The organism is Pseudomonas sp. UMAB-40, from assembly GCF_900095275.1.
GTDB lineage: Bacteria > Pseudomonadota > Gammaproteobacteria > Pseudomonadales > Pseudomonadaceae > Aquipseudomonas > Aquipseudomonas mandelii_B.
In genome coordinates, this window is sequence record NZ_LT607608.1 from 1 (window position 1) to 1,377 (window position 1,377).

Genomic DNA, 1,377 nt, shown 5'->3' on the forward strand with positions numbered 1-1,377 from the left:
GACTGGCAACGACATCATCCACGCTGGGGGTGGCAACGACATCCTGGATGCAGGCACTGGCAGCAACCAGCTGTACGGCGACGCGGGCGATGACATTATCAAGGTTGCCAGCGGTTCCGCAGGTAATACCATGGTCGGCGGCACGGGCAACGATACGTTGACCGGCGGCTACGGCGCAGATACCTACCTGTTTGATTTGGGTGATGGGCAGGACACGATCACCGATAACGATCCGACCACGGCCGGCAAAGACACGCTGCGCTTTGGTGCAGGGATTCTCGCCAGTGACATCCATGCCCGCAGGGTCGACTCCGATCTGGTGTTCATGCACAGCAACGGCACCGACCAGGTCATGGTCAAGTCCTGGTTTGACAGAGCCAGCTCCAATGCAGAAGTGAACGTGCCCAATATCATTGAGCGCGTGGAGTTTGCCGATGGCACCTTCTGGACGTGGTCGGGCATGACCACGACAGGGGTTGATCAACTGGGCTCGGCGGGGGACGACACGTTGCTTGGCTGGACTGGCAACGACATCATCCACGCTGGGGGTGGCAACGACATCCTGGATGGAGGCACTGGCAGCAACCAGCTGTACGGCGATGCGGGCGATGACACTATCAAGGTTGCCAGCGGTTCCGCAGGTAATACCTTGGCCGGTGGCACGGGCAACGATACGTTGACCGGCGGCTCCGGCGCAGATACCTACCTGTTTGATTTGGGTGATGGGCAGGACACGATCACCGATAACGATCCGACCACGGCCGGCAAAGACACGCTGCGCTTTGGTGCAGGGATTCTGGCCGGCGATATCCTGGCATGCAAAGTCGGTTCTGATGTGGTGTTCATGCACAGAAATGGCTTGGATCAAGTCACGGTCAAAGGGTGGTTTGACGGAACAACCGCAAGTGCAGGTCTGAGTGCACCGAATATCGTTGAACGCGTGGAATTTGATGACGGTACAGTTTGGACCTGGGCGGATATCTCTGCGAAGGGCTTGAGCCAGTTGGGCACTACCACTTCAGAGACCCTGGTCGGTTGGTCGGGTAATGACATCATTCACGCTGGGGGTGGTAACGATACCCTTGAAGGAGGAGCCGGCAGCAACCAGCTGTACGGCGATGCCGGCGATGACGTCATCAAGGTTGCCAGCGACTCGACGGGCAATATTTTGGCCGGCGGGACGGGCAACGATACTTTGACCGGCGGCTATGGCGCAGACACCTACCTGTTCAATCTGGGTGATGGGCAGGACACGATCACCGATAACGATCCGACCACCATTGGCAAGGACACGCTGCGATTTGGTGCAGGGATTCTGGCCAGTGATATCCATGCCCGCAGGGTCGACTCCGATCTGGTGTTCATGCACAGCAACGG

The 1,377-nt window shown here is 58.5% G+C and carries 1 protein-coding gene; it reads left to right on the top strand.

Going from position 1 to position 1,377, the window contains the following annotated elements; translation table 11 throughout:
* Positions 1 to 1,377, top strand: a 1,377-nt coding sequence (locus tag K0F88_RS31965; RefSeq protein WP_306823161.1) for a calcium-binding protein, incomplete at both ends; no start/stop codon positions are given.